We start from the raw sequence: 22,765 nt of genomic DNA, 5'->3' as shown, positions 1-22,765 counted from the left end.
CGCACACCCTACGGGCGAGCACCGACGCCCAGTGCGCTCCGTCAGATCTGGCCGTCCGCATCGTCCGGCGTCGCCTCGTGGCCCTCGATCCCACGCGTACGGCGCAGCTCCTTCATCTCCGCCTCGAAGATGTGCCTCCGGCCCTCCACCAGCTCGTCGATCGCACGCTGCTGGAGCCCGGTCGCCTCGGCGTAGTAGCCGTCGTCAAAGGCCTCGACCATCTGGAAGGTCCACATCCCTGGTAGCGGGTTGCGCCCCAGCACCTTGCGGTCGAGGTCGGCGGCGATGGCGTCGTGGCCCGCGTCGCGGAGCAGGTCGGTCGCCTCCTCCAATGTCCGCTCCGCACTGCCGATGAGGCGGTGGAACGCATAGAGGTGGCCACGGGCGTGCTCGACGTGGTCGACGGCAGCGGACAGCTTGCCCAGGGCCTCGATCGTGGCGTCGGAGACACCTTCGGGACGGCGGTGCTCGGGTGCGGGTTGGTCGCTCACGGTCTCGACGATCACACGCTCGCCCACCGCTCCGCCACACCGCTAGGGGCGGGAGCCCTAGGCTTCGTCCACGCGCGGCAAGGGGGAAGCATGCCGATCATCGAGGAGCAGCCGACAGGTGACCTTGGCTCACCGATCGAGCACGCGACCCGCCAGGTGCGGATCGTCGCCTGGTCCCTCGCGCTCGGCTGGGTCTGCCTGTTCGCGTCCCTGCTGACCTCCGCCGAGCGGGAGTCCTCCTACGCCGACCTCGAGGCCGGCATCCGCGCAGGCGAGATCTCCGAGGTGCAGGAGTCGAGATCGGACTTCGGCGCCGGCACGACCGGCTACGAGACCGTCGACATCCGCTGGCGGGACGGCCTCGTCCGTCGTACGGCGACGCTGACCCATGCCTCGGACGAGCGCTCCGCAGCCGAGGCCCGCAAGGGTGGCACAGCCCTGCCCGTCGTGGTCGGCTCCGTCGCGGACCACCTGACGGCGCTGGACCCGGACCTCCGCGTCACCCGGGGTGAGCGGCTGCTGGCGTCCATGACGATCTCCGGCTGGAATGCCAGCGGGTGGCACGCGCTGGCCCACCTCGTGCTCCTCGTAGCCACCCTCGCCCTGATCTCCGGTCCGCGCCCCTGGCGGGCGACGCGGTGGGCCTGGGCCTGGCTGGTGCTGCTCGCGCCCCTCGTCGGGGTGCCGGCGTACTTCCTGCTCGGCGGAGCCACCGGCCTGTTCCGGCCCCGCCCGCCCGCGCGGGTGTGGCTCACCGGCGGCTGGGCCTTCCTGCTCGCGTTGCTGCTCGGTGGCGGCGCGGCCTCCCGCTGAGCCGGCCGGTCGGGTTGTCCGCCCCTGAACTTCCACCCGAGCGAGTGGAAGTTCAGGCCGGAAACCGACCGGCCACGCTCGGGCGACGATGAACTTCCACCCGTAGGAGTAGAAGTTCATCGCGGGGTCGATCAGGCCTTCTTCGCCGGCGTCTTCTTGGTCGCCGTCTTCTTCGCGGCGGGAGCCTTCTTGGTCGTGGCCTTCTTGACCGTCGTCTTCTTCGCGGCGGTCTTCTTCACGGCCTTCTTGGCCGGCGCCTTCTTGGCGCCCTTCTTGGCCGCCTTCTTCGCCGGGCCCTTGTCGCGCCGTTCCTGGAGCAGCTCGGCCGCGCGCTCGAGGGTGATCGACTCGACGGTGTCGTCCTTGCGCAGGGTGGCGTTGTACTCGCCGTCGGTGACGTACTCCCCGAAGCGGCCGGCCTTGACGACCACCGGCTGACCCGAGACCGGGTCGTTGCCGAGCTCCTTGAGCGGAGCGACCGCGGCACCGCGACCGCGCTGCTTGGGCTGGGCGTAGATCGCGAGCGCCTGGTCGAGGGTGATGTCGAAGATCTGGTCCTCGCTGGTCAGCGAGCGGGAGTCGGTGCCGCGCTTGAGGTAGGGGCCGTAGCGCCCGTTCTGCGCGGTGATCTCCTCGCCGTCCTCGCCTGCGCCGACGACGCGCGGCAGCTCGAGCAGCTTGACGGCCTCCTCGAGCGACACGGTGTCGAGCGACATCGACTTGAACAGCGAGCCGGTGCGCGCCTTGGCCGACTTGGGCGCGTCCTCGGGCAGGACCTCGGTGACGTAGGGGCCGAAGCGGCCGTTCTTGGCGACGACCTCCAGCCCGGTCTCCGGGTGGATGCCGAGCACGGCCTCCTCGCCGGCCGGGTTGGCGAGCAGCTCGCGCGCCTTGACCAGCGTCAGCTCGTCGGGCGGCAGGTCGTCCGGCACGTTGGCCCGCACGAGCGCGCCCTCGTCGCCTTCGGGGCCGGGGCCCTCGACGTACGGGCCGTAGCGACCGACGCGCAGGTCGATGCCCTCGCCGATCGGGAAGGTCGCGAGCTCCTTGGCGTCGATGTCGCCGAGCTCGTTGACCAGCGTGTGCAGGCCCTCGATCTCGCCGCCGCCGAAGTAGAACTCGGCCAGCTCGGTCTTGCGGTCGCGGCGACCGCCGGCAATGTCGTCGAGGACGTCTTCCATGCGGGCGGTGAACTCGTAGGAGATCTGCCGCGGGAAGTGGTTCTCCAGCAGTCGCACGACGGAGAACGCCAGCCAGGCCGGCACGAGCGCCGAGCCCTTCTTGTAGACGTAGCCGCGGTTGACGATGGTGCCCATGATTGAGGCGTACGTCGACGGGCGCCCGATCTCGCGCTCTTCGAGCTCCTTGATCAGCGTCGGCTCGGTGTAGCGCGCCGGCGGCTTCGTCTCGTGCCCGGCGGCCTGGACCGACGCGGCCGAGACGGCCTCGCCCTGGGTCAGGTTGGGCAGGCGGGTCTCCTGGTCGTCGCGCTGCGACGAGTCATCGGTGCCCTCGACGTAGGCCTTGAGGAAGCCGTGGAAGGTGATGACGCGACCGCTCGCGGAGAAGACTGCGTCCTCACCCGTCGAGGAGGTCCCGCCGATGCGGATCGAGACGGACTGGCCGGTGGCGTCCTTCATCTGCGACGCGACCGTGCGCATCCAGATCAGCTCGTAGAGCCGGAACTGGTCGCCGGTGAGGCCGCTCTGCGCGGGCGTGCGGAAGGAGTCGCCGGCCGGGCGGATCGCCTCGTGGGCCTCCTGCGCGTTCTTGACCTTGGAGGCGTAGGTGCGCGGGGCGTCGGGGACGTACTCGGCGCCGTACAGCTCGAGAACCTGCTCCCGGGCGGCGTTGATGGCCGTGCCCGACAGCGTCGTGGAGTCGGTTCGCATGTAGGTGATGTAGCCGCCCTCGTAGAGGCGCTGCGCGACCGACATCGTGACGCTGGAGCTCATGCCGAGCTTGCGGCCGGCCTCCTGCTGGAGCGTGGTGGTGCGGAAGGGCGCATAGGGCGAGCGGCGGTAGGGCTTGGACTCGACCGACCGGACGTCGTACGTCGTGTCCTCGAGCGCGGCAGCCAGGGCCTCGGCGCGGGCGCGGTCGAGGTGGACGATGCCGTCCTTCTTCAGGACGCCGTCCTGGCCGAAGTCGCTGCCGCGGGCGACGCGGGCGCCGTCGAGGGAGTGGAGCTTGGCCGGGAACATCCGCTGGTCGTGGGAGCTGCCGGCGTCGAAGGTGCCCTCGAGGTCCCAGTAGGACGCGACGCGGAACTTCATCCGCTCGCGCTCCTTGTCGACCACGAGCCGGGTGGCCACGGACTGCACGCGACCCGCGGACAGGCCGGACATGACCTTGCGCCACAGGACGGGTGAGACCTCGTAGCCGTAGAGGCGGTCGAGGATGCGGCGCGTCTCCTGGGCCTCGACGAGGTCCATGTCGAGCTCACGCGGGCTGTCGGCCGCCGCGAGGATGGCCGACTTGGTGATCTCGTGGAAGACCATCCGCTTGACCGGGATGCCCTTGGGGGCGAGCTCGTCGAGGAGGTGCCAGGCAATGGCCTCACCCTCGCGGTCCTCATCGGTGGCGAGATAGAGCTCGTCGGCGTCCTTGAGCAGCTTCTTCAGCTTCGCGATGTGGCTCTTCTTGTCGCGCGGCACGACGTAGTAGGGCTCGAAGCCGTTGTCGACGTCGACGGCGAGCCGGCCCCACGGCTTGTCCTTGATCTTGGCCGGCGTGTCAGCGGCGTTGTTGGGCAGGTCGCGGATGTGACCGATGGACGACTCGACGACATACCCGCTGCCGAGGTAGCCGCCGATCATCTGCGCCTTCTTGGGCGACTCGACGATGACCAGCTTGTGTGCCACGTGTTTCTCCTGCTCCCTGCCAATGAATCGTCGGGCGACTCCCAGTGAGTCCGCGACGCAAGATCCCGGTGTCCGTCCCCAGTGCCGACCCGATTGCGCCGCAACCGTAGCGCGTGAAATCGAGACGTCCACTCCTGCGCGTCCCTGTGGATGGACGGTGCAACGGGCGGCCGGGGCCGGGTCTGTGGATAACCGAGCTCGATTGTCGGTCGGTGGTGCCAGCGTGACACGTCACCACAACCACCCGAAGGAGCACCCGTGCACGACCACTATGACGACCCCTGGTCCACCCCGTCCTACCCCTCCGTCCACCCACAGAGCGACGTCGTCACGCACCTCGTCTTCGTCGGCGGCCGTCTGGCCGAGACCTGGTCGGAACAAGCAGCCGATGGCCCGTACGCCGAGTTCGCGCGGTCGCTGGCTCGCGAGCGGCAGCCGGTGGAGCCCGCGCCGTCACCCGCGGTCCCCGTCCACGTCCGGCTGCTGGAGTGGCTGGACGAACAGGCCGGCGGCCGCGACTCCCTCCTGGCGCTGGGCGGCGAGCCCCTCGGTGACGACGACACCGACGTGCCCACCGCGGAGCGCGCGTCCGACCAGCAGCGCTTGCTGGCCGTCGCGGAGCTTCTCGACGGTTGTGCCAACGTGCTCCTGCACGTGGAGGAGTGGGGCAACGCGTGCCGGCGCGCCCTGGTGACGCTGTGGGAGGTCGACCGCGAGGCGGTCTCCTTGGCGCCGACCGCCTCCCACGTCGCCGCCGGGATCGTGTGGGCGGTCGGCAAGGCCAACGGCTGGTTCCCCGGCAGCGGCCATGCGATCTGCACCCAGTCGCAGCTGCGGGACCACTTCGGGCTGACGGCCTATCCCAGTGCCTACGGCAAGTCCGTGCAGGCGGCCCTGCGCGTCACCTGGCCGACCGCGACCGCATCTTCGGGCTGGCGACGGCCGATCACGCCCGAGCTCGAGGCGCTCGGCCGGCCCGACCTGCTCACGGCCCGCACTCGCCGTACCCTCCTCCGCTTGCGCGAGCAGGCCCTGGCGAGCGCGCGGATCGCCGAGCCGGGCGAGCTCGACGAGGCGTCGTGACCGCGCGCGGCGACCCGGGTCACGGCGTGGTCAGGAAGCCTTCGTCGACCAGCTCGCGCACGACCGGCAGGTAGGTCGCGCGCAGCTCCTCGCCGTCCTGGTCGGTGAGCTCGGCAACGGCATCGAGGATCTGTGCCACCGACAGGTCGCCGTCGCTGGCGCCGATCAGGGCAGCCTCCACGGTGTCGACCTGGCGGGCTCGCCGGAAGCCGCGCTGCTGGCGGACGACGATGGTGGCCGGGTCCTCGGCGCCGGGCGGGCCCTGCGTCTCCTGCAGCACGTCGGGCCGGGCGACGAGGTGCGTGGTCACGTCGATCTGGCTCCGGGTCGCGGTGAAGTGGTCGGCGATCGCCGGCCCGATCGGCTGCTCGACGTCGTAGCGCCACTCCTCGAGCCGGTGCTGTCCGCTGCCGCCTGCCTGGAGGTTGATCCAGCCGAAACCGACGCCCTCGATGCCCTGCTCGTCGAACCACGACAGCCAGGTGTCGTAGCGGCGCGGGTAGTCGGGGGTGCCGTGCACGCCTTCGTCCTTGAGCCACAGCTCGACGTACTCGCTCGGGTCGATGACCTCGCGCTGGATGACCAGCGCGTCGCAGTCGTCGCGCAGCCAGGAGGCGAGGCGCTCGTCCCACTCGGTGCCGCGCAGGATCGACCAGTTCGCCAGGATCTGGCACAGGCCGCGCTCGGTGAGGTGGGCCGGCGCCGCGCGGACGATGTCCTCGACGACGCGGTCTCCGGGCAGCCCGGAGTCACGGTAGACGAGCCGCTCGCCGGTCGCGGGGCTGATCACGAACGGCGGGTTGGTGGCGATCAGGTCGAACCTCTCGTCGGCCACCGGCTCGAAGAAGGAGCCGTCGCGCACGTCGACCTCAACGCCGTTGAGCACCGCGTTGAAGCGGGTCATCCACAGCGCGCGCTGGTTGACGTCGGTCGCGACGACGCTCGCCGCATGGGTCGCGAGGTGGAGGGCCTGCACCCCGCACCCGGTCCCGAGGTCCAGCGCGCGGCCGACCTCGTCGCGGACCGTCAGCTGGGCCAGGCTCGTCGAGGCACTGGAGATGCCGAGCACGTGGTCGGCGCCGACCCGGGTCGGCGCGCCGTCGAGGCCGGGGGTCAGGTCGGAGACGACCCACAGGTCGACGTCGTCGGTGGAGTAGGGGCGGACGTCCATCCGAGCCGCGACCTCGCCGACGCTCTGCTCGAGCAGGCCGGCGTTGCAGAGCCGGTCCACGAGTCCGGGCAGCGCACGCTCCGCCTCCGCGTGCGTGGTCGGCGTCTGGAGCAGGAACAGCCGGGTGAGCGTGCTCAGTGCGGAGCCGTCCGCCGTGCGGCGTACGCCCGGCGTGGTCTCGTTGCGGCTCAGCGCGCGGTGGCCCTGGTCGCCCAGCACCTCGGCCACGGCGTCGTAGGTGAAGTCGGCCGCGACGAGCGCTGCTCGCAGATCGGTGGCCAGGGTGAGCTCAGGGGCGGCGGTCATGACGACAGTCTTCCAGCGTGCACGAGGTTGAGTACGCGGGCGCCTGCGGTGACCGCCGCGCCACCGTGGAACGGCAACGGCCCGCCGGTCTCCCGGCGGGCCGTCGTCGTGCTGGGGTGGATCAGGTGGTGGCGTGCGGTGCCATCGACGAGGAGCCAGTGTTGTCACCGTCGTCGCTGATCGACACCTCGCGCTGCTTGGAGACGTAGATCGCGGCGGCGATGATGCCGACCGCGACGACGGCGATGATGATCCGCAGCACGTCGTTCTGGTCATCGCCCACGCTCATGGAGACAACCGCGCTCGCGATGAGCAGCGAGACGAGGTTCATCACCTTGATCAGCGGGTTGATGGCCGGGCCGGCGGTGTCCTTGAACGGGTCGCCGACGGTGTCACCGATGATGGTGGCCTCGTGGGCGAGCGAGCCCTTGCCGCCGTGGTGACCGTCCTCGACGAGCTTCTTCGCGTTGTCCCAGGCGCCGCCCGCGTTGGCCAGGAAGACGGCCATCAGGGTGCCGGTGCCGATCGCGCCGGCGAGGAAGCCCGCCAGCGCGGTGGCGCCGAGGCCGAAGCCGACCGCGATGGGAGCCAGCACTGCCAGGATGCCGGGCGTCACGAGCTCGCGCAGCGAGTCCTTGGTGACGATGTCGACGACCTTGCCGTACTCCGGGCGACCGGTGCCCTCCATGATCCCGGGGATCTCCCGGAACTGGCGGCGGACCTCGTAGACGACCGCTCCCGCGGCTCGTGCGACAGCGTTGATCGCCAGGCCGGAGAAGAGGAAGACGACGCAGGCGCCGAGCAGGACGCCGACCAGGACGGCCGGGTTGAAGACGTCGAACTGCAAGAACTCGTCCTGCGCCGGGTTGGCCTCGACCAAGGCATCGAACACCGAGGTGGCGTAGGAGCCGAACAAGGCGGTCGCGGCGAGCACGGCCGTCGCGATCGCGATGCCCTTGGTGATCGCCTTGGTGGTGTTGCCGACCGCGTCGAGCTCGGTCAGGATCTGCGCGCCCTCCGGGCTGACGTCACCCGACATCTCGGCGATGCCCTGTGCGTTGTCGGAGACCGGACCGAAGGTGTCCATCGCCACGATCACGCCGACCGTGGTCAGCAGGCCACAGCCGGCGAGCGCCACCGCGAACAGCGACACGGTGAGCGCGGCGCCGCCGAGGAGGTAGGCGCCGAACACGGCCGCTCCGATGACCAACGTGGTGTAGACGGCGGACTCGAAGCCGACCGAGAGACCCGCGAGGATCACCGTGGCCGCACCGGTGAGCGAGGTCTTGCCGACGTCCTTGACGGGGCGGTGCTCCGTGCCGGTGTAGTAGCCGGTGAGCGCCAGGATCCCTGCGGACATCACGATGCCGATGACGACGGCGGACGCAGCGATGAACCGCGGATCGCCCTCGGCGTCGATGAGCGCATCGGAGATGTTCGTGAACTCGGCGAAGCTGCTGGGCAGGTAGACGTAGGCCAGCACGACGCTGGCCACCGCCGCGATGCCCGAGGAGAGGTAGAACGAACGGTTGATCGTCTTCAGGCCGTTCTCCCCCGCCTTGGGCCTGGTGAGGTAGACACCCGCCACCGCGGTGAGGGCGCCGATGGCCGGGATCAGCAGCGGGAACACGAGACCCTTGTCGCCGAAGGCCTGCGAACCGAGGATCAGGGCGGCGACCAGCGTCACGGCGTACGACTCGAAGAGGTCTGCAGCCATGCCGGCACAGTCACCGACGTTGTCGCCGACGTTGTCGGCGATGGTGGCGGCGTTGCGCGGGTCGTCCTCGGGGATGCCCTGCTCGACCTTGCCGACCAGGTCCGCACCGACGTCGGCAGCCTTGGTGAAGATGCCACCGCCGACTCGCATGAACATGGCGAGCAGCGCGGCGCCGAAGCCGAAGCCCTCGAGCACGTCGGGGGCCGTGTCCTGGAAGACGAGCACGACGAGGCTGGCACCGAGCAGGCCCAGGCCGACGGTGAGCATGCCGACCATGGCGCCGGTGCGCAGACCGATCGTCATGGCGGGCTCGCGTCCGACGCTGTCGGCAGCGGCCGCGACCCGGAGGTTGGCGCGGACGGCGAGGTTCATGCCGAGATAACCGACCGCGGACGAGAAGCCGGCGCCGACCAGGAAGAACACGGAGCGGAAGATGCGCACGGTCATGTCGTCCGCCGGCAGCACGAGCAACGCGAAGAACGCGATCACCGCGAAGATGCCGAGGGTGCGGAACTGCCGGGTCAAGTAGGCGTTGGCGCCTTCCTGGACAGCTAGGGCGATGGTCTTCATGTTGTCGGTGCCTTCACCGGCGGCCAACACCTGCTTGCGGAACACCACCGCCATCGCGAGCGCGCCGAGCGCGATCGCGAGGACGACGATGACCAGAAGCTGGTTGGTGCCCGTGAGCGTCACGACAGCGGGATCGATCCCGGTCATGTGCGTCCTCCTGGGAGTGGAACGTCTAAGTACGAACGCGCGGGAGTCTACGCACCTGTGACCCGGATCACGCGGACGGCTGTGTCACACATCACATGCGTGTTCCGGGCATGCCGGAACGACCGCACCGCCGTACGGCGACGTGCGAGCGTCAGCGAGCGACGGACGGGTCGACGGAGTCGTGGATCACGAACACCTTCGCCAGCCCGGTGATGCGGAAGATCTTGAGCAGTCGCTCCTGGGAGCAGATCAGCTCGAGCGAGCCGTCGTGGGCGCGGACCTTCTTCAGGCCGCCGACGAGCACACCGAGGCCGGTGGAGTCGAGGAACTCGACGGCCTCGAGGTCGATCACGATGTGGTAGGAGCCGCCACTGACGAGCTCGGTGATCTGGTCGCGCAGCTTGGGCGCGGTGTAGACATCGATCTCACCGCCGACCGCGACGATGGCGCGACCGTCTTCCTCGCGGGTCGCAAGGGTCAGATCCACGACTGCTCCGATTCGGAAGAACTCCACTCGAAGCAGGACGCCCCGAATGCTGCCGAGAGTCATCAAACCATGACTCACGGCATCCACGCAGGCCCACCCATGACCTGGGGATGAGCCGCGGCGCTCCGGTGTCGGTGCCGTTTGCGACACTGCGCAACGTGAGCACCCTCGACGGACCCCAGCATCGCCGGGTGGACGAGGTCGTGGCGCGCCTGACGGCGGTGCCGGGCCGCGAGGGCAGGCTGCGTCATCTCGAGGTGGTGGCGCCCCGGCCGGCCGTGTTCGCGCCGTGGCCGGACTGGGTCGCCGACGACGTGCGGGCCGCCTTCGAGCGGGCCGGTGCGACGACCCCCTGGCAGCACCAGGCCGTCGCCGCGGACGCCGCCCACTCCGGCCAGCACGTCGTGCTCTCCACCGGCACCGCCTCGGGCAAGTCGATGGCCTACCAGCTGCCGGCCCTCACGGCCATCCGCGAGGGGCGGGGCCGACGCGGCGAGCGCGGGGCGGGTGTCCTCTACCTCGCGCCGACCAAGGCACTCGCCAACGACCAGCTGACCAACATCGCCGCCCTGGGCCTCGACGTGCGCGCCTGCACCCACGACGGCGACAGCACCCGCGAGCAGCGCGACTGGACCCGCGACTTCGGCGAATACGTCCTGACCAACCCCGACATGCTGCACCACTCGCTGCTCCCCCGGCACGCCCACTGGGCGGCCTTCCTCGGGTCGTTGCGCTACGTCGTGGTCGACGAGTGCCACCACTACCGCGGCGTCTTCGGCGCCCACGTCGCCCACATCCTGCGGCGGCTGCGGCGCATCTGCGCGATGTACGGCGCCCACCCCACCTTCATCCTCGCCTCCGCCACCGTCGCCGACCCGGAGGTCGCCGCCGGTCGGCTCACCGGGCACGACGTGCTCGCCATCACCGCCGACCACTCGCCGCGCGGGCAGGTCTCGCTGCTGCTGTGGGAGCCACCGTTCACGAGCTACGCCGGGGAGAACGGTGCGCCCGTGCGGCGCGCGGCCTCCTCCGAGGTCGCCGACCTGCTCGCCGACCTCGTCGCCGAGGACATCCGCACGCTGGCCTTCGTCCGCTCCCGCCGGGGAGCCGAGCAGGTGGCCGCGACGGCCGCCGAGCTCCTCGCCGACGTCGACCCGTCGTTGCCGGCCCGGGTGGCGTCCTACCGCGGCGGCTACCTCCCCGAGGAACGCCGCGAGCTGGAGGCGGCGCTGCGTCGCGGTGACCTGACCGGGCTGGCTGCCACGAACGCCCTCGAGCTGGGCATCGACATCAGTGGGCTCGACGCCGTGCTGATCGCGGGCTTCCCCGGGACCAGGGCGGCGCTGTGGCAGCAGGTCGGGCGCGCGGGCCGCGGCGCCCAGGACGCGCTCGGCGTGCTGGTGGCCGGCGCGGACCCGCTGGACACCTATCTCGTCAACCATCCCGAGGCGCTGCTCGGCCAGCCTGTCGAGGCCACAGTCTTCGATCCCGGCAACCCCTATGTGCTCGGACCACACCTGTGCGCCGCGGCCCAGGAACACCCGCTGGCACTCAGCGACCTGCCCCTGTTCGGCGACGGCGCCCGGGCCGTCGTCGACCGGCTCACCGAGGGTGGGCTGTTGCGCAAGCGCCCGCAGGGCTGGTTCTGGACCGACCGTCGCCGGGCCAGCGACCTCGCCGACATCCGGTCGAGCGGAGGCGCCCAGGTCCAGCTGATCGAGTCGGAGACCGGGCGCGTGGTCGGCACCGTCGACGGGTCGAGCTCGCACGGCACGGCCCACCCCGGCGCCGTCTATGTCCACCGCGGCGAGACCTGGCTCGTCGAGTCGCTCGACCTCGAGGAGCACGTCGCGGTGATGCACCCCGCCGACCTGCCCTACTCGACGTCGGCCCGGGAGGTCACCGACATCTCGATCGTCGCCGAGCGTGAGCACCGCGACTGGCACGACTGCCGCCTGTCGATGGGCGAGGTCGACGTCACGCACCAGGTCGTCTCCTTCCTCAAGCGACGGCAACCGAGCGGCGAGGTCATCAGCGAGGAGCCGCTGGACCTGCCCGAGCGGTCGCTGCGGACGACCGCCGTGTGGTGGACGGTGCCGGGCGACGCGCTCCTCGAGAGTGACCTGGTCGCGGCCGACGTCCCGGGTGCGGCGCACGCCGCGGAGCACTGCTCGATCGGGCTGCTGCCACTCTTCGCCACCTGCGACCGGTGGGACATCGGCGGCGTCTCCACCGCGATGCACCCCGACACGGGTCGCCTCACGGTGTTCGTCTACGACGGCCACCCGGGTGGTGCAGGCTTCGCCGAGCGCGGGTTCCACGCGGCCTTCGAGTGGCTCACGGCCACGCGCGAGACCATCGCCAGCTGTGAGTGCGAGTCGGGTTGTCCGTCGTGCATCCAGTCGCCGAAGTGTGGCAACCAGAACAACCCGCTCGACAAGGCCGGCGCCATCGCGCTGCTCGACCTGCTCCTCGCCGGCGCCCGCGCCGAGTAGCCTGCCGCCATGGTCATTCTCGGAATCCTCCTCATCATCGTCGGCGCGGGCGCGATCCTGGCAGCGCTGTTCGTCAGCGAGCCCGGAGCGGGCGGTGAGCTGCTCGGCTTCGAGGTCAACACCTTGGAGAGCTTCTTCGTCGGCGTCGCCTCGGGGGCCGCCATCCTGCTGGGGCTGTCGATCCTCAAGTGGGGCACCCAGCGCAGCATCGCCCAGCGCAAGGAGCGCAAGGAGCTGAACAAGCTCAGCGAGCGGCTCGACCGCGCGGAGGCCGAGCGGCGCTCGGACGACACCACCCCCGACGAGCGGATCTGAGACCCCTCACCCCGACACCGCAGGCCCCGCGCGGGCCTCGGCCGTGACGTCGTAGCGGCGATCGACGAGTCGTGGCCCGTCGACGCGCACAGCGACGGTCACGACCCTCCCGGTCAGCCGGCACGCCGCGAGCGCGGCCCCGTTGGCGGCAGCGATGCGACCGGCTGCCGCGCAGGCGTCCGCACCCGCGACCGCGGCCGACGCCCCGGCCAGTGCGGCCAGATCGGCTGCTCCCTGCGCCGACCGCTGGGTGACGACGATGGCCGCCACCCCGGACAGGCCGAGCCCGACGAACATCAGCAACCCGCTGACGGCCAGCACGAGCACGGTCGCCGCTCCGCGCTCGTCCCCGGGCCGTGACCGGGCTGGACCGTTCATGTCTCCTCCAGCACGGCGACGGCACGCGAGCTGACCGTCACGCCGGGCAGGAAGTCGAACAGTCCGCCGGGGCCATCCACTTCCGCACTGGCCGTGACGGACACGCGGCCGCCCTCGAGCGCCACGTCGATGGCCGCGCCGGTCGGCGCGATCCGCGTCGCCACGGCCCGGGCCGCCGACTCGGAGTCGCCGCGCGCAATGGATCGCGCCGACTCGCGCGCCGCATCGACGACCCGGACCTGGGCGGAGGCGGCTGCCAGCAGCCAGACCAGCCCGACCGTGACAGCCAGCAACAGCGGCAGTCCGAGCGCGAGCTCGGCAGTCACCGCGCCGCGCTCGCCTGCGCGCCCTCGCGGACGTGGGGTCACTTGATCCCCAGGAGTCCCAGGACGTGGTCGAACAGGGTCTTGAGGAGCTGGTCGCCGAAGCCACCGCTGAGGAGCTTGTAGAGCAGGCCGGCGAAGCCGGCACCGGCGGCCGTGCCGACGGCGTACTCGGCCGTGGTGATGCCGCGCTCGTCGGCGGTCGAACTCGCGCGACTCGGCAGCGCGCGCAGGGTGGGAGCGTGGTCGGTCATGGGATGCCTCTCGGTCCTGGCCCGCCCGATGCGGGCCCTCGCCCCGACTCTGCGACGGACCACCCCCATCGCGTCGGCGACGACCCCGGCCCCTGTGGACGACCCGCCCCGCGCCCGGCCTGTGCACGGAAGGTGGCCCGCGATCGGGACGGTCGGGACGGTCGGGACCCGACCGGGCCGCGACTACACGCCCGCGAGCGCCTCCGCGGACCGCGACTCGGGGAGGTGGGCGTGCAGCGTGGCCCGCACGTGCTCGAAGAACCCTCGGACGTTGCCGACGGCCGTCACCGTGTCGGGGACGCCGCACATCACGTGGGTGCCGCTGGGCATGCGGTTGATCCACACATTGACGTCGTCGTCCCCGCCACTGTCAAAGTGATCTCGACAACGCTCAGGGAGCCAAGGACGTGAGCAGCCCGGCCACGGTCGGCACGATGCCGATCAGCAGGAAGGCCGGCAGCAGGCACAGCCCCAGCGGCACCGCTGCCTTCACCCCGACGGCGCGCGCCCGGTCCTCGACCGCGGCCGACGCCGACCGCTCGAGCTCGTCGGCGAGGCGCTCGACCGCGTCGGCAACCGAGCTGCCGCTGGTCTCCGCCCGGGCGAGGGTGCGTCCGAGTGGAGCGAGGACGTCGTCGTCCGCCAGCCCACCCCAGACGAGCACCGGGTCGACCCCCATCCGGAGGCGCGCGAGCGAGCCGTCCAGGCGCTTCGCGGTCGGGCCGGGGGACGCACCCAGGACGGCGGCCAGGGCGCCCTGCGGGGACGCTCCGGAGCGCAGTGCGCACGCGAACAGGTCGACGACGTGCGGCAGCTCGCGGGCTGCCACCTCGCGCTCCCGGCGTACGGCGACCGGCTCCGCGCGTCCGAGCGCGATCCACGCCCCGGCGGCAGCGAGAGGGGCGACCGCGACACCGACCGGTCCTCCGACGAACAGGCCGGCACCCACGCCGGCGAACAGGCAGAGCACCGGGCGCCAGCGGCCGGGGCGGGCACCCGTCTCCGGCGACGGGATCCGCGCAGGCCGCAGCCGCGGACCGGGCGGGAACGCGAGCAGGGCTGCCATCGCGGCGGCGACCGCCGCCAGCACGCTCATCGTGGATCTGCCTGGTCGGCGATGGCCTCGATCCACCACAGTCCGGCGACCGCGAAGGTGAGCCCGCCCACCAGGCAGCCCCACCCCACCGGGGTGTCGAGGAGGAACTGCCAGGGGTCGCCGCCCGCTCCCGACCCCATCCCGAGCGCGACGACGGGCAGGGCCGCGACCAGCCGCGCGGTGGCACGGGCAGACGCGAGCTCGGAGGTGACCACCCGCTGGGTCTGGCGCTGGGCGCGGATCCGCGTCGCGACCCGCGAGACGGCGTGGGCCAGGCCGTTGCCGGAGTGGTGGGCGACCTGCCAGGCCGCGGCGACCACGCGGAGGTCGCCCGCACCCGGCACGCCGGCGACGCGGCGCAGGGCGGCCGGCACGTCGGAGCCCAGCGACCACGCGTCGACGACCGGCGAGAGGCCTGACCAGCGGCGGGCGGCCTCGGCCAGCGCGTGCCCGGGAGGCCGGCCCGCGGCCAGCTCGGCGGCCAGCACCTCGCACGCGTCGAGCACCCCGGCCGCCGCCACACCGCGCTCGCGTCGCTCCCGGCGGCGCTGCCAGACCAGCCGACCGCCTGCGGTCGCGACCGCACCGGCCCCTGCGACCACCGCCGCACGCATCGGCACCCCGCCGCTCGCCAGCCCCCAGCCGCCGAGCGCGGCCCCTGCGAGCAGCACCGGTCGCCACGACCACGCCGGGCTGAGTGCCGGGGCCGGCGGGAGCAGCAGCCACGCCGCGATCCCGGCGAGCGCCGCGGCCAGGCCCGTCATCAGCCGATCCGCTCGGCCAGCAGCACCGACGCCGGCCCGCGGGTCGTCCGGCCGTCGCTACCGAAGGCGACCGCCGTGGCGATGGTCACCGTCCCGGACTCGGTGCGCACCGGCACTCCGACCTGGCTGACGTGGCGCCGCCCGTCGGACGCCCTGGCGACGTGGATGACCGCATCGAGCGCGGAGGCGAGCTGGCTGTGGGCCGCCGCGCGGGGCAGACCGGCGGCCGCGGCGAGCGCCTCGATCCGGGCCGGCACGTCGCTCGCGGAGTTGGCGTGCAGGGTGCCGCAGCCACCGGCGTGACCGGTGTTGAGGGCGGCCAGCATGTCCACCACCTCGGCACCGCGCACCTCCCCCACCACGAGCCGGTCCGGCCTCATCCGCAGCGCCTGCCGGACCAGCGTGTGCATGGTGATCTCGCCCGCGCCCTCGATGTTGGGTGGGCGCGCCTCCAGGCCGAGCACGTGCGGGTGGGCGGGGCGCAGCTCGCTGGCGTCCTCGACGAGCACCAACCGCTCGGTCGGGTCCACCAGTCCCAACAGGGCCGCGAGGAGGGTGGTCTTGCCCGATCCGGTCCCGCCGCTGATCAGGAAGGCCAGCCGGGACCCGACGATCGCGCGCAGCACCTCGCCGCACTCGGGGCTGACCGACCCTGCTGCCGCCAGGTCGTCCAGCGAGAAGGCCCGCGCCGAGGGGACGCGCAGCGAGATCGTCGTGCCGGGGCGAGCCGTCGGCGCCAACACCGCGTGGAAGCGGGTGCCGTCGGGCAGCCGCACGTCGGCATAGGGGGTGGCGTCGTCGAGCCGGCGGCCCCCGGTCGAGGCGAGGCGCTGCGCGAGCCGCCGCACGGCAGCGTCGTCACGGAAGCGCACCGACGTCAGCCGCAGTCCCTCGCCGTCGTCGATCCACACCTGGTCGGGCCCGTTGACCAGCACGTCGGTGACGCCGGTCCGGCGCAGCAGCGGCTCGAGCGGACCAGAGCCGAGGACGTCGCGACGCAGCGCGTCGTGGACGGCCAGCACGGTGGCGTCACCGACCGGTCGACCGGCCGCGCGCATCGCCTCGGCGACGCGGTGCGGCGACAGGTCGCCGGGCGTCGCGGCCAGCCGCTCGCGCACGTCGTCGACCAGTCCGACATCCAGGTCTGCCATCACGCGACCTCGGCGAGGAAGCGGGCGACCGCCCTGCCCAGGGGCGCGCGGCGATGGCGGACAGGCCCGAGGCCCAGGTCGACGGCCTCGGCGAGCCCTCGTTGCTCGGGCACCTCGAAGGCCAGTGGGACGCCCGTCGCGGCAGCGAGGTCACGCACCGGAACGGGACCTCGCCGGGCCGCCAGCCGCCACCGCGAAGTGTCGGCCATCGGCTCGATCAACCGCATCGTCGACGCCACCCCGCTGACCGTCGCCGGCGTCACCGCGAGCACGAGGTCGCACCGCGCCATCAGCTCGGCCGACAGGGCACCCGCCTGACGGGCGAGGTCGAGCACGACCAGCGCATGACCGCGCTGCCCCGCGGCCAGCACGTCTCGCACCCGCGCGAGCGGCGCTGGTGTCGCCGCCCCCGCTGCCCAGGTCAGCACCCCGACGCCGTCGCGGCGCGGCACCGCCTCGCGCAGGGAGCGGGACCCGAGCCGGCCGGCGGAGGTGGCCAGGTCGTGCCAGCGCACCCCGGCCGTCTCGTCCAGGCCCAGCAGGCGGTCCAGCCCCGGGCCGACCGGATCGGTGTCGATCACCAGCGAGGGGCCGTCACGCCCGCCCACCTGCCCGAGCGCGCACGCCAGCGTCGAGGCACCCGCACCTCCGGACCCGCCGACGACCCCGAGGACGAGGCCGCGACCCGGCACCTCCTCCACGTCCGCGAACAGCGCGCCCAGGTGTGCCTCGGCCGCCGGCAGCTCGACGACGCAGGCAGCACCCAGCTCGAGCGCCAGGCGGAACACCTCGGTCGCGGGCGCCGTGGAGACGATGACGACACCCGCCCGCTGCGGTGGCGCGACGGCCGCCACCTCACCCACCAGGTCGTCGCCGACGACCACGAGCGGCGCCACCGACCACGACGCGAGGGCGGCGACCGGGTCGCCGCGCACGTCGAGCCGCACGCCGGCCCCGGCGGCGAGCCGGGCCAGGTCGTCGAGGAGCGACGGGTCACGGGTGAGGACGAGGGGCTGCATGTCCTCGACCCTGACCCACACCGGGGACAGCGCGCCGACCACCGGCACCGCCCCTGTGGACAGGGCTGCACGCACCCCGTCTGTGGACGGTTCGCGACCCGGTCGACGGCCGACGCCGCGGCGTACGGAAGACCACGATGTGCGCACGAGCGACCACGCGCCCGCCTACGATGGCGCCATGCCCCGTCCCACCGCGGCTTTCTTCGATCTCGACAAGACGATCATCGCGAAGTCGAGCACGCTTGCCTTCAGCAAGCCCTTCCAGGCCGGCGGGCTGATCAGCCGGCGAGCGATGCTGCGCAGCACCTACGCCCAGTTCGTCTACCTCGTCGGCGGCGCCGACCACGACCAGATGGAGAAGATGCGCCGCTTCATGTCGGCGATGTGCGCGGGCTGGGACGTCGCCACCGTGCGCGAGATCGTCGCCGACACGCTGCACAACATCGTCGATCCGCTCGTCTACGACGAGGCGGTCAGCCTGATCGAGGAGCACCACCTCGCCGGCCGGGACGTCGTGATCGTCTCCACCAGCGGCTCGGAGGTCGTCGGGCCGATCGGCGAGATGCTCGGCGCCGACCGGGTCGTGGCGACCCGGATGGAGATCGTCGACGGGAAGTACTCCGGCGAGATCGAGTACTACGCCTACGCCGAGGAGAAGGCCCGCGCCATCGAGGAGCTGGCTCGTGTCGTCGGCTACGACCTCGAGAACAGCTATGCCTACAGCGATTCCGTCACCGACGTGACGATGCTGGAGGCCGTCGGCCACGCCCACGCGGTCAACCCCGACAAGGAACTCCGCAAGATCGCCGTCGAGCGCGGCTGGCCGGTGCTCGTCTTCAACAAGCCGGTCGAGCTGCGCAGCCGGGTGCCGTTCCCGCCGGCCAGGCAGACTCTGGCCGCCCTGGCCGTCGGGGGCGCCCTCGCCGCGGGCGGTGTCATGTGGGCGAACGCCCGCAAGCGGCGCGTCGACGAATAGCGGGCACACATCATCGGCGCGCGATGTCAACCCTTGTGAGTGGGCTCCGGACGGCGTACAAACGAAGACAACAACTCAAGAGTTTGCACGTGAGCCGGGTACCCACGCGGCGATCTAGCCTCTCGAAGAGGTCGCGTGTCACCGGGAATTGCCCGGGACCGCAGTTAGAACATGCACGCCTGATAGCCGAGTCTTCACGTGTCAGCGACGGCATCCGATCCCCGTGGTCGGATGCCGTTCGCATTTCCCGGCCGAGAGCTGGCCTATTCGGCCGTACGGCGCAGCGGGGACGCCTCAGCACCCGCGGCGAACGCCTCGGCGGCGTAGATCACCCACGCGTGCACGCCCCGCGGCCCGCCCTCGGCGTAGGCCCGCAGGTTGGACTCGTACTGCGCGCGCAGGGCCAGGTGTCCCGCCTCGGGGACGACCAGCGACTTCGCATCGACGCCGCGCGCCACGAGCACCAGCCGCTCGAGCGCGCGGGCGACGATGCCGTTGTGCGAGGCGAAGGGCGCGGCGGTCGCGACGTCCGCGTGCACGATGGCTGCCACGAGCAGCGCCGGGGCGGCGGTGTCGGACAGCAGCAGCTCGGCGACCCCGCGCAGGCGGTCGGCGGAGGCCGCGTCCCGCGGGCGTCCCAGCGACTCGGACGGCAGCGAGCCGCCCGCGACGACCGCGTGCAGGCGGGCGATCGCCTGCAGCGGGGCAGTCCGGAGCAGCGGGGCCAGCGCCAGCTGGGAGGACGAGAGCCGCAGCGCGTCCTGGGCGATCGCGTCGCCGTCGCCGGCGCGGATCTCGGCCAGCGACGAGGCCGACCCCTCGAGCACGGCCGTGGCGTGGGCGCCGCGCAGCAGCGACTCGGCCGTCATCTCGGGTGAGGTGCGGCGCAGTCCGCGGTCGCGCAGCATCACGTCGATGCCGTCGCGCGCAGCGGCGTACGCCGATGGCACGCCTTCGAGGTCCACGAGCCAAGCGACGGGGTCGGTCATGGAGGAGGACGCTAGTAGCCTGAGCCGGATGACTGACGAGCAGCCCGACATGAAGCGGCTCTCCGGGGCCTTCGGACCCGTGGCCGAGGCCTATGACCGCGGCCGCCCCTCCTACCCCGCCGACGCGGTCGCGTGGCTGCTCGACGGCGACGCCAAGATCGTGCTGGAGCTCGGCGCGGGCACCGGCAAGCTGACCCGACAGCTCGTCGACCAGGGCCACGCCGTCTTCGCGACCGAGAAGGACCCGGCGATGCTCGCGGTGCTGCGGGAGCAGGTCCCCGAGGTGAGCGCCAAGGTCGCCGACGCCGAGCAGATCCCGGCCAACGACCGCAGTGTCGACGTCGTGGTCGCGGCCCAGGCCTTCCACTGGTTCGACCACGACCTGGCCGTGCCGGAGATGGCGCGGGTGCTCAGGCCCGGGGGCCACGTCGCGCTCGTCTGGAACTTCTTCGACAAGCGGATCCCCTGGGTGCGCAAGCTGCTCGACGTGATGGGCGAGCAGATGCACACGTCGGGCTCGCAGGAGGTCCTGGCGGACAGCGACCTCTTCGAGGGCGTCGAGGCCAAGACCTTCGCCTTCTGGCAGGACGTCACCCGCGACACCCTCGTCGACATCGTCGCGTCCCGGTCCTACATCGCCTCGCTGCCCGCGGAGGAGCGCGAGGCCAAGCTCGACGCGGTGCGTGCGCTCTACGACGACTACGGCCGCGGCCACGACGGCATGCAACTGCCCTATGTCGTCGAGTGCTTCCGCGCGAAGGTCATCGACCAGCGCGACGAGGCGACCGAGGTCGCAACCGAACCGGGATCGGGCGCATCACAGGAAGGTCCGATCGTTTCGGACGGCACTGACACCGACATGCTGCTGATCGACTTCCGCTAGGCAGCTCCACTGTCCCGGGGGAATCTCATGCGTCGTACGACGACACTCACCGCACTTCTGCTGGGAGCCACGCTCCTCGCCCCCACCGGCGGCGCCAACGCCGTCGGCGAGACCTGTCGCGGCGAGGCCGCGACCATCGTCGGCGCGAAGAACCAGACGGTCACCGGCACCGACGGTCGCGACGTGATCGTCACCAACGCGGCCGCCAAGGTCGACGCGGGGGCAGGTGACGACCTGATCTGCGTCACGGCGCCCTCCATGTCGGAAGGTGCCTACATCGACGCCGCCGTCGATGCCGGGCCGGGCAACGACGTGGTCGATGCCTCGGGGGCCGGGAGCACCCGGCTCAAGGCCGTCCTCGGTGCGGGCGCCGACGAGTTCCTCGGCGGCCCCTCCTACGACGTCGTCTACGGCGGCCTGCTGGCAGCCGACGGCTATGCCGGCGGCATCGACATCGAGCGCGACGTGATCGACACGGCGGGTGACATCGACGCCATCACCAGCGGGACGCCCGCCCCGGCAGGCCAGGTCACGACCACCCCGAATCCCGACGTGGTCGTCGGCGGCGAGGGAGATGACTCCCTCGGCGTCCACGGGCCACTCACGGCCGAGGGACGCATCGACGGCGGCGGCGGGCGGGACAACGCCGGCCTCGAGGTCGACGCCGCGACCTGGCAGGTCTCGACGGCCACGGGAGCCACCCGCGACGGGGTCGCCCACTCCCGCTGGACCGGGCTCGAGAGCGTCGGCATCCGCAGCGTCCAGCCGGGCGCGCGCCTCACCGTCGTCGGCGGCTCGGGCGAGGACGCCGTCTCGATCTACGGCGCCGCCGCGGCGACCTATGCCGTCGACCTGGCCGCCGGGGACGACCTGCTGGAGCTCTCGGTCGCACCCTCGACCGGCAGCAGCGTCGCGCTGGGCGACGGGCACGACAGGCTGACGACCCACACCGAGCGCGCTGTCGTCGACCTGTCCGAGGGCGTCTTCTCCCTGGACGGGTCAGCACCGTCCTCCCTCACCGGGGTGGAGGACGTCTTCGCCGAAGGCCGCGAGGCCGACCTCACCGGCGACGACGGGGACAACCGCCTCATCGGCGGGCCGTGCTCGGTGAAGCTCGACGGGCGCGGAGGCAACGACATGCTGTACCGGTTCCCCTTCGAGGGCACCCCGCCCGACTGCGTCGACGAGCCCGTCCGCCTCAAGGGCGGCGCGGGCAAGGACTTCCTGCGGGCCTCCAACAACGACGACCGGCTGTTCGGCGGTCCCGGCAGGGACAAGCTCGATGCCAGGGGCGGCGACGACCTGCTGCGGGGCGGTCCCGGCCGGGACCGGCTCGATGCCAGCAGCGGCAACGACCGCATCTTCGGCGACGCCGGCCGCGACATCGGCATCGGCAGCAAGGGCCGCGACCTGTGCCGCACCGAGGTCCGCAAGTCCTGCGAGCGATGAGCACCGCACGCACCACGTCGCTGGCCGCGCTGCTGCTCGGCGCCTCGCTCGCCGTACCCACCGCCCCGGCCGCGGCCGCCGGGGAGACGTGTCGCGGTGAGGGGGCGACCATCGTCGGAGACGGCAGTCCGATCAGGGGCACCGACGGTCGCGACGTGATCGTCACCAACAACTCGCAGTCGGTCTTCCCCCGCGGCGGCGACGACCTCGTCTGCGTCACCGGCAAGGGGATGGGTGCCCGCGTCACGCGGGGCCTGACCGTCAACGCCGGTGACGGCGACGACGTCGTGGACGCGACGCTCGCGCCGCGCGGCTGGCCGGTCGAGGCCAACCTCGGTCCCGGCGCCGACGAGTTCCACGGCAGCCCGGTCTCCGACCACGACACCGTCTCCGCCGGCCCTCGGGGTGAGACCGACCGTGACGTCCTCCACGGCGGCGGCGGTCGCGACACGCTCATCAGCCACGGCGGCCCCGACGAGGTGTACGGCGACGCCGGCGGCGACTTCATCGACGCCCCCGACACCATGCCCCTCGGCGGGGTGATCGACGGTGGAGCGGCTCGGGACGCGGTGGTCCTCGACCTCGGCCGCGCCACCTGGCAGATCGACCTGGCAACGGGGGCGACCCGCGACGACGTCCGGACCCACACGTGGTCCTCGATCGAGAAGCTGACGGCGACCCGGGCGGACGGCCACCTCATCCTCACCGGGACCCCCGGACCCGACGAGGTCACCGTCCTCACGCGTCGCGGCAGCATCCCGCTGGTGGACCTCGACATGGGTGGCGGGGACGACGTCGTCCAGGTCATCGGCGGCCTCGAGGACACCAGCGGGCTCGACCTCGGCCGCGGCAGCGACCAGGTCCGGCTCGAGCGCGACGGCTACCTCTCGCTGTCCCTGCGGGCCGGCACGCTGGCGATGGGCGGCGTGGCCGACGTCCGCGGTGTGGAGCACGCGACGGCCTACGCACGCGAGACCGTGCTGATCGGCAGCGGCCGCCGCAACCGGCTGCGCGGGGGGCAGGG

At 72.2% G+C, this 22,765-nt stretch carries 22 protein-coding genes; 8 read left to right on the top strand and 14 right to left on the bottom strand.

Translation table 11 applies throughout. The features are described from left to right. Window positions 1–41 precede the first annotated feature (41 nt). The gene (locus CF8_RS01290; protein ID WP_107704711.1) at window positions 42–491 is read right to left on the bottom strand and encodes a hypothetical protein; all 450 of its coding nucleotides are present in this window, start codon (window positions 489–491) and stop codon (window positions 42–44) included. A gap of 90 nt (window positions 492–581) precedes the next feature. Between CF8_RS01290 and CF8_RS01285 the strand changes: the two genes are divergently transcribed. Continuing rightward, on the top strand, window positions 582–1,304 hold the full coding sequence (locus CF8_RS01285) for a PLD nuclease N-terminal domain-containing protein (RefSeq protein WP_010831331.1): 723 nt from the start codon (window positions 582–584) through the stop codon (window positions 1,302–1,304). Window positions 1,305–1,435: 131 nt separating this feature from the next. On the opposite strand, the gene topA is transcribed toward CF8_RS01285, so the two are convergent. Further along, window positions 1,436–4,168 (bottom strand): type I DNA topoisomerase, encoded by a 2,733-nt coding sequence (topA, locus tag CF8_RS01280; RefSeq protein WP_010831330.1) that lies wholly within the window; start codon window positions 4,166–4,168, stop codon window positions 1,436–1,438. Between the two features lie 258 nt (window positions 4,169–4,426). On the opposite strand from topA, the gene CF8_RS01275 reads away from it, so the two are divergent. Then, window positions 4,427–5,251 carry a hypothetical protein gene (locus tag CF8_RS01275; protein WP_010831329.1) on the top strand — a complete coding sequence of 275 codons (825 nt, stop codon included), beginning with the start codon at window positions 4,427–4,429 and terminating at the stop codon, window positions 5,249–5,251. Window positions 5,252–5,270: 19 nt separating this feature from the next. Here the strand turns inward: CF8_RS01275 and CF8_RS01270 are convergent, their stop codons facing one another. The 3 genes from CF8_RS01270 to CF8_RS01260 form a co-directional block, all read right to left on the bottom strand. Further along, window positions 5,271–6,728 carry a DUF7059 domain-containing protein gene (locus tag CF8_RS01270; protein ID WP_010831328.1) on the bottom strand — a complete coding sequence of 486 codons (1,458 nt, stop codon included), beginning with the start codon at window positions 6,726–6,728 and terminating at the stop codon, window positions 5,271–5,273. A 121-nt stretch (window positions 6,729–6,849) separates the two neighbouring features. Beyond that, window positions 6,850–9,162 (bottom strand): sodium-translocating pyrophosphatase, encoded by a 2,313-nt coding sequence (locus CF8_RS01265; protein WP_010831327.1) that lies wholly within the window; start codon window positions 9,160–9,162, stop codon window positions 6,850–6,852. Window positions 9,163–9,313: 151 nt separating this feature from the next. After that, window positions 9,314–9,649, bottom strand: a complete 336-nt coding sequence (locus CF8_RS01260; RefSeq protein ID WP_036491863.1) for an STAS domain-containing protein — start codon at window positions 9,647–9,649, stop codon at window positions 9,314–9,316. Between the two features lie 158 nt (window positions 9,650–9,807). Here CF8_RS01260 and CF8_RS01255 point away from each other — a divergent pair, with 158 nt between their 5' ends. After that, window positions 9,808–12,144, top strand: coding sequence for a DEAD/DEAH box helicase (locus tag CF8_RS01255; protein ID WP_036491860.1), 2,337 nt, complete (start codon window positions 9,808–9,810; stop codon window positions 12,142–12,144). Window positions 12,145–12,153: 9 nt separating this feature from the next. Then, window positions 12,154–12,459 carry a hypothetical protein gene (locus tag CF8_RS01250; protein ID WP_010831324.1) on the top strand — a complete coding sequence of 102 codons (306 nt, stop codon included), beginning with the start codon at window positions 12,154–12,156 and terminating at the stop codon, window positions 12,457–12,459. Between the two features lie 6 nt (window positions 12,460–12,465). Here the strand turns inward: CF8_RS01250 and CF8_RS01245 are convergent, their stop codons facing one another. From CF8_RS01245 to ssd, 8 genes are all read right to left on the bottom strand, one after another. Beyond that, window positions 12,466–12,837: an Rv3654c family TadE-like protein gene (locus tag CF8_RS01245; RefSeq protein WP_010831323.1), complete on the bottom strand. Its 372-nt coding sequence runs from the start codon at window positions 12,835–12,837 to the stop codon at window positions 12,466–12,468. After that, on the bottom strand, window positions 12,834–13,163 hold the full coding sequence (locus tag CF8_RS01240; protein ID WP_232211556.1) for a TadE family type IV pilus minor pilin: 330 nt from the start codon (window positions 13,161–13,163) through the stop codon (window positions 12,834–12,836). Before CF8_RS01240 ends, CF8_RS01245 begins: the two co-directional genes overlap by 4 nt. A gap of 38 nt (window positions 13,164–13,201) precedes the next feature. Continuing rightward, window positions 13,202–13,414 (bottom strand): DUF4244 domain-containing protein, encoded by a 213-nt coding sequence (locus CF8_RS01235; protein WP_051204084.1) that lies wholly within the window; start codon window positions 13,412–13,414, stop codon window positions 13,202–13,204. A gap of 183 nt (window positions 13,415–13,597) precedes the next feature. Continuing rightward, window positions 13,598–13,744: a hypothetical protein gene (locus tag CF8_RS21800; RefSeq protein WP_156887121.1), complete on the bottom strand. Its 147-nt coding sequence runs from the start codon at window positions 13,742–13,744 to the stop codon at window positions 13,598–13,600. A 61-nt stretch (window positions 13,745–13,805) separates the two neighbouring features. Further along, a complete protein-coding gene (locus CF8_RS01230; RefSeq protein ID WP_010831321.1) occupies window positions 13,806–14,510 on the bottom strand; it encodes a type II secretion system F family protein in 705 nt (234 codons plus the stop codon). Next, entirely contained in the window at window positions 14,507–15,274 is a 768-nt protein-coding gene (locus CF8_RS01225) for a type II secretion system F family protein (protein ID WP_010831320.1), read from the bottom strand. Before CF8_RS01225 ends, CF8_RS01230 begins: the two co-directional genes overlap by 4 nt. Beyond that, the gene (locus CF8_RS01220; protein ID WP_010831319.1) at window positions 15,274–16,425 is read right to left on the bottom strand and encodes a TadA family conjugal transfer-associated ATPase; all 1,152 of its coding nucleotides are present in this window, start codon (window positions 16,423–16,425) and stop codon (window positions 15,274–15,276) included. Before CF8_RS01220 ends, CF8_RS01225 begins: the two co-directional genes overlap by 1 nt. Next, window positions 16,425–17,444, bottom strand: coding sequence for a septum site-determining protein Ssd (ssd, locus tag CF8_RS01215; protein ID WP_036491855.1), 1,020 nt, complete (start codon window positions 17,442–17,444; stop codon window positions 16,425–16,427). The genes CF8_RS01220 and ssd overlap by 1 nt, the downstream gene beginning before the upstream one ends. 178 nt (window positions 17,445–17,622) lie before the next feature. On the opposite strand from ssd, the gene CF8_RS01210 reads away from it, so the two are divergent. Then, complete coding sequence (locus CF8_RS01210) at window positions 17,623–18,420, top strand: HAD family hydrolase (protein ID WP_010831317.1); 798 nt, start codon at window positions 17,623–17,625, stop codon at window positions 18,418–18,420. Between the two features lie 263 nt (window positions 18,421–18,683). On the opposite strand, the gene CF8_RS01205 is transcribed toward CF8_RS01210, so the two are convergent. Further along, on the bottom strand, window positions 18,684–19,409 hold the full coding sequence (locus tag CF8_RS01205; protein WP_036489957.1) for a hypothetical protein: 726 nt from the start codon (window positions 19,407–19,409) through the stop codon (window positions 18,684–18,686). Between the two features lie 28 nt (window positions 19,410–19,437). Between CF8_RS01205 and CF8_RS01200 the strand changes: the two genes are divergently transcribed. The 3 genes from CF8_RS01200 to CF8_RS01190 form a co-directional block, all read left to right on the top strand. After that, on the top strand, window positions 19,438–20,292 hold the full coding sequence (locus tag CF8_RS01200; protein WP_010831315.1) for a class I SAM-dependent methyltransferase: 855 nt from the start codon (window positions 19,438–19,440) through the stop codon (window positions 20,290–20,292). 27 nt (window positions 20,293–20,319) lie between these two features. Then, entirely contained in the window at window positions 20,320–21,741 is a 1,422-nt protein-coding gene (locus CF8_RS01195; RefSeq protein ID WP_010831314.1) for a calcium-binding protein, read from the top strand. Then, on the top strand, window positions 21,738–22,765 hold a 1,028-nt coding region (locus CF8_RS01190), incomplete at its 3' end, for a hypothetical protein (protein WP_198016926.1). The genes CF8_RS01195 and CF8_RS01190, both read left to right, overlap by 4 nt.

Origin of the sequence: Nocardioides sp. CF8, assembly GCF_000389985.1 — a bacterium.
Lineage (GTDB): Bacteria > Actinomycetota > Actinomycetes > Propionibacteriales > Nocardioidaceae > Nocardioides > Nocardioides allogilvus.
Note: the sequence above shows the minus strand (reverse complement) of the source record. Positions and strands in the feature narration are given on the sequence as shown.

Excerpts from the sequence above, each read along its gene's own strand:
- CF8_RS01285 (WP_010831331.1), top strand. The coding sequence starts at position 582 with ATGCCGATCATCGAGGAGCAGCCGACAGGTGACCTTGGCTCACCGATC.
- CF8_RS01270 (WP_010831328.1), bottom strand. The coding sequence starts at position 6,728 with ATGACCGCCGCCCCTGAGCTCACCCTGGCCACCGATCTGCGAGCAGCG.
- CF8_RS01265 (WP_010831327.1), bottom strand. The coding sequence starts at position 9,162 with ATGACCGGGATCGATCCCGCTGTCGTGACGCTCACGGGCACCAACCAG.
- CF8_RS01250 (WP_010831324.1), top strand. The coding sequence starts at position 12,154 with ATGGTCATTCTCGGAATCCTCCTCATCATCGTCGGCGCGGGCGCGATC.
- CF8_RS01245 (WP_010831323.1), bottom strand. The coding sequence starts at position 12,837 with ATGAACGGTCCAGCCCGGTCACGGCCCGGGGACGAGCGCGGAGCGGCG.
- CF8_RS01235 (WP_051204084.1), bottom strand. The coding sequence starts at position 13,414 with ATGACCGACCACGCTCCCACCCTGCGCGCGCTGCCGAGTCGCGCGAGT.
- CF8_RS21800 (WP_156887121.1), bottom strand. The coding sequence starts at position 13,744 with ATGCCCAGCGGCACCCACGTGATGTGCGGCGTCCCCGACACGGTGACG.
- CF8_RS01230 (WP_010831321.1), bottom strand. The coding sequence starts at position 14,510 with ATGAGCGTGCTGGCGGCGGTCGCCGCCGCGATGGCAGCCCTGCTCGCG.
- CF8_RS01225 (WP_010831320.1), bottom strand. The coding sequence starts at position 15,274 with ATGACGGGCCTGGCCGCGGCGCTCGCCGGGATCGCGGCGTGGCTGCTG.
- CF8_RS01220 (WP_010831319.1), bottom strand. The coding sequence starts at position 16,425 with ATGGCAGACCTGGATGTCGGACTGGTCGACGACGTGCGCGAGCGGCTG.
- ssd (WP_036491855.1), bottom strand. The coding sequence starts at position 17,444 with ATGCAGCCCCTCGTCCTCACCCGTGACCCGTCGCTCCTCGACGACCTG.
- CF8_RS01210 (WP_010831317.1), top strand. The coding sequence starts at position 17,623 with ATGCCCCGTCCCACCGCGGCTTTCTTCGATCTCGACAAGACGATCATC.
- CF8_RS01205 (WP_036489957.1), bottom strand. The coding sequence starts at position 19,409 with ATGACCGACCCCGTCGCTTGGCTCGTGGACCTCGAAGGCGTGCCATCG.
- CF8_RS01200 (WP_010831315.1), top strand. The coding sequence starts at position 19,438 with ATGACTGACGAGCAGCCCGACATGAAGCGGCTCTCCGGGGCCTTCGGA.
- CF8_RS01195 (WP_010831314.1), top strand. The coding sequence starts at position 20,320 with ATGCGTCGTACGACGACACTCACCGCACTTCTGCTGGGAGCCACGCTC.